5 protein-coding genes are annotated in these 4,332 nt (G+C 37.9%); all 5 read right to left on the reverse strand.

Translation table 11 applies throughout. The annotated features are described in order from the left end of the window. Positions 1–213: hypothetical protein (locus KJ678_02340; GenBank protein ID MBU1016980.1), on the reverse strand; the 213-nt coding region annotated here is incomplete at its 3' end. Positions 214–733: 520 nt separating this feature from the next. Next, the gene (locus tag KJ678_02345) at positions 734–1,687 is read right to left on the reverse strand and encodes a TraR/DksA C4-type zinc finger protein (protein MBU1016981.1); all 954 of its coding nucleotides are present in this window, start codon (positions 1,685–1,687) and stop codon (positions 734–736) included. Next, the gene (locus KJ678_02350) at positions 1,672–3,030 is read right to left on the reverse strand and encodes an MFS transporter (protein ID MBU1016982.1); all 1,359 of its coding nucleotides are present in this window, start codon (positions 3,028–3,030) and stop codon (positions 1,672–1,674) included. The genes KJ678_02345 and KJ678_02350 overlap by 16 nt, the downstream gene beginning before the upstream one ends. A gap of 154 nt (positions 3,031–3,184) precedes the next feature. Continuing rightward, positions 3,185–3,754 carry an elongation factor P gene (gene efp / locus KJ678_02355; GenBank protein MBU1016983.1) on the reverse strand — a complete coding sequence of 190 codons (570 nt, stop codon included), beginning with the start codon at positions 3,752–3,754 and terminating at the stop codon, positions 3,185–3,187. Positions 3,755–3,900: 146 nt separating this feature from the next. Next, a partial coding sequence (locus KJ678_02360) for a transposase (protein MBU1016984.1) occupies positions 3,901–4,332 on the reverse strand: 432 nt, incomplete at its 5' end.

Genomic DNA, 4,332 nt, shown 5'->3' on the forward strand with positions numbered 1-4,332 from the left:
CATCTCAAATTCGGACGTCGGCAAAAAGGGACTACCCCGATTCGGGGTAGTCCCTTTTTGAATCTCCACAAACCTACCGGCAGATTCCAACCAATCCATAACCGTAGTTTTTTCGCGGACAGTGTCCGCCCTATTAACCACCAGCCCAGAAGGTTTATTGATAACGAGAATGGACGCATCTTCGTAAATTATAGAAGGAGTAAGATTAGTCATAAGGGTATTATATAACAAAATGGTTGTTAACACACCGTCATTGCGAGGAGAGAGAAAAAATCCGGGGGGGACGAGCGGTTGAAATCTGTAAAAGCACCTCAACTCTCTATCCATCCTCGGACTCTGAATCATACTATCTCCTTACCTTGCCTTCCCCCCCCCCTGCTGGATTCTAGTTTTAAACTACTTCCACAAAGCCGCGAGAAATAGATAATAAGCCAAAACGGCCATGATTGTTAACACAACTCGTGCGCACACAAACCCTCTCGGCGTCTTTTCTTTCATTCCTGTCTTACTCTCAACCCACCTCCTACCCGAAAATGTGACAAACATGAGTGCTATAAACCACACGATTGGAAAGACGGACACCAAAATCTTAATACCTGTATCCATTTCCCCCTCCTTTAGAATTTTGGACTCCCCTCAAAACCGATAACATTATTATAGGGTTTTAGAACCTCTTTGTCAAATATCATAGATTGTCACAGATATCCAACACCCGGTGTTGGATATTTGTTGTTTATTCGGCTTTTTGAGAACATTTGAGACAAAGAGTGGTTTCGGGGTACGCCTTTAATCGCGCAGGTTCAATCTTTCTTCCACAAACTTCACATATACCATATTTGCCGCGCTTAATCCTCGCTAACGCTTTCTCCACTTGAGCTTTCATATTCTTAATAACTCCCAAAGTGGCGCGGTTAATTTCATGAGAAACATCCTCGTCCACATCCCCCAAAATATCCGCATTATCAGAATCCCTGCCCGCAACTTTATAACTATCTTCCGTTTCCATAAGCTTTTCTTCTTCTTCCAAAGCCTTTTTTTCTTTTGCGAGTTTATTCTTTATTTTATCCACAATTTGCTCTTTAACCATTTTAAAATTTCTAGGCTTGCGAATATCTTTAATAGTAAATAACAAAACCGCCAAAAACACAACTAAATAAACAAAACTTTGTCTTAAAGAAAACTTACCTAAAAAAATAATAGCAATAACGCAAATCAAAAGCAATCCCAAATATAAAAGCGCGCCGTTTAAAAATGTGCCGAAAACTCCGCTCATTCTAGCGCGTTTAGAACTTACCCCCATAAAAAAATTGGTTCTTAAATAAAAAAGAAACGCCAATATAAGACCCACCAAACCAAATAATAAAACATTCTCCCCCGAAAAATTTAAAACCGCGTTAAGAGCGGTGGCAAAAAACAAAAACAAAACAAAAGGAATAATAGCGGTATCCCCTGCTTTTCTAACCGACCACCTTTTTAGTTTCACAAACAACAAAAAAACCAAAAGGCTAGTTAAAAAGGTGTGGGAGAAATTTAATTTAAGAACAAATTTAGAAACGAAAACACCCGCCACGCAAAAAAAAGTGGCGTCAAAAATGTCTTCGTTAATAAAACCTTCCTCTTTAGCGTACAACCAGAAAACATAAAGAGAAATTATGGCGAAAACAATGTATATCAAATAGGTATGCATTTGGTTTTTAAATTTTTTCCTACCTTAATTATACCAACAAACACAATTAAAATCCCCGAAACACCAATAATTTTTAAAACGCCAAATTTATCCGCCAACAATCCCCCTAACAAAAGGGGTAGCAATGCTCCTGCAGTAACAATAGTCTGCAAAAGTCCGTACATTTTGCCGCGCATATTGTCGGCGCAATGTCTTTGCATTTTGGCATTGCTGGCAACAATTATAAACGAGCTAAAAACACCAATAAAAAAAACCAAAATAAGAGCAAACAAAATAACATCCACACCCAAAAGTTTGGTAAACTCGTGGGGAAAAAACCGCTGTAAGGGGGCAAATCTCAAAAACCCAAGACTGTATTTAACCGTTTTCAAAGGCACTCTTCTTATAAAGGACAAAATCAAAAAAACCGTCCCCGAACCTAATATGCCTATATTTATTAAATTATCGGAATTAAACTTTTTGGATAATTTGTGGACTAAAAACGCGCCAACGCCCACGCCCAGAACAGCAGGTCCCATAAGAACTAAACTAACATCGCTTGTTTCTATACCCAAAACCTCAAACCCAAAACCCGGCATTAGAGACACAAACATATAAGTAACTATTTGGCTCACCCCCAAAATAATAAGCACATTTAAAAGCGCGGGAACGGATTTTAGATAAACCCACGCGCTATTCAGGTCTTTTTTAACATCGCCTATTATTGTCCTTTTAGGTTTTAATTTATTTACAAACCCGCGCCATAAATCCAAAATTGTAAATGTTTTCCCTCCCATAATCCAAATAAACAAAGCGGCTAGAAAAAACAAAACGAAAAGAATAAAGAGAACTCCTTTATAGGAAACTGCTTTAAATAAAGGTCCAGCAAACAGATATCCTAAAACCTGCGATATAAAATAAGTGGTGGTATAAAGCGAATTGGCGAGAATTAAATCTTTTTTCTTAACAATGTTTGGAATAGTTGCTCCTTCTGCCGGAAAGAAAAATTGCGTTAAAGCGCTCATTATAAAAGCAAGCAAAATTGTAATAGATAGAATGTTGGAAGGAAAAAACAAGAACACAAAAAGAAAAAAAGCGCGGGAAAGATTTACAAAAGCCATCGTCTTTTTTCTATCAAACCTATCCACAAAAACCCCAGAAACAATGCTAAACAAAAAGGCGGGCAGACCGTACGCTACAAGAAGAATAGAAACAGCGAAGTTGCTTTTAGTTTCGGTGTAGATAGAGATAGCGAGAACAAAATTTAGAATACTAATAGATAGCTGGCTAAATATCTGCGCCAGCCAGAGGAAAAGGAAAGATCGGTTGTTTTTTATAAACTTGTAGAACATTTTAATTTTCAATTAAAAGCGAATTTTATCTAAGGAGTCTCCCCGCCAGCTGGCGGAGAGACTCCTTTGTTAAATCTATTCGGATTTGAGTTTTGACATTTAGATTTGACATTCCCGCCTGCAACGCTTTGCGTAGCATTGCGGGCAGGTGAGCTTTGAGTTTTCTTTACGCTTTCCCCCCATACTCCCCACTTTCCACTTTAACTTTTATGGTATCCCCCACCTTAATAAAAAGCGGGACATAAATTTCCGCTCCCGTTTCAAGAGTTGCGGGTTTTTGGACTGTTGTGGCGGTATCTCCTTTAAACCCCGGTTCGGTGTATTCAACTTTAAGGGTTACGGTTTTTGGGAATTCTATATCAATAGGACTATCGTTATAAAAGGTTACAATCATATCCTCTCCGCCTTTAAGAAATTTAAGGTTTTTAGAATCTATACCTTCAAAAGGGACAGAAACTTGTTCAAAAGAAGTTTTATCCATAACAAAGCAGGAGGCATTGTCGGCGTAAAGAAATTGCATGTTTTTTTTGAGGACATCGGATTCCTTTACCTTATCGTTGCTTTTGAAAGAAACCTCTTTAACAACGCCTGTTTTAAAACCGCGAATTTTTAATTTAACCACCGCCCCTCCCCGCGCCATTTTGATATGCTCGTAGCGAAGGACAATAAAAGGTTCCTTGCCGAAATTGTCAGCTTCAAAAATCGTTCCATTTCTCAAATTGGTAACTTCACGCATAAGAGGAATTATAAACCCCAAACCGCCATTTGTCATTTGGAATTTGATTAAGGAGTCTCCTTTGAAAAAGGTGACTCCTTTGTTAATTTCCCGATTTGTCAAATGTCATAAATAACCAACCCCCGAAGTTGGTTATTTATGACATATTAGTCCAAAGTTAAGCTCTTTATCTTCTTCAAGGCTTTTTGATGCTCGGCATTGTCTTGCACAAAAGCCTTTAAGTTCTCATAACTTCCAAACCTATTCAACATATACGCTGTATCGCTTACACTATATTGGCTAGGCTTAGCGTATTCCACCAGGCTAGAATAGGGATAGGTTTCAATCTCGTCAATTTTCTTTACTATTTCAGAACTATACGGATTTAAAATAATGTATCTATAGGTGTGAATCAATTGCTCCTCACCAGCAATGTGTACGGCTTTAAATACCCCCTCAAAAACATACCCTTTTCTCTCATTTTTAATGTTTAGGTGTCTAGTATAACTATTTTGAAAATTTGCCACAAATTTTGAAATCCCAAAATCCATCTTCTGTCTAACCAATAAATGTATATGATTAGGCATCAAACAAAACGC

Source organism: Patescibacteria group bacterium (genome assembly GCA_018817085.1).
Lineage (GTDB): Bacteria > Patescibacteriota > WWE3 > CG2-30-40-12 > CG2-30-40-12 > CG2-30-40-12.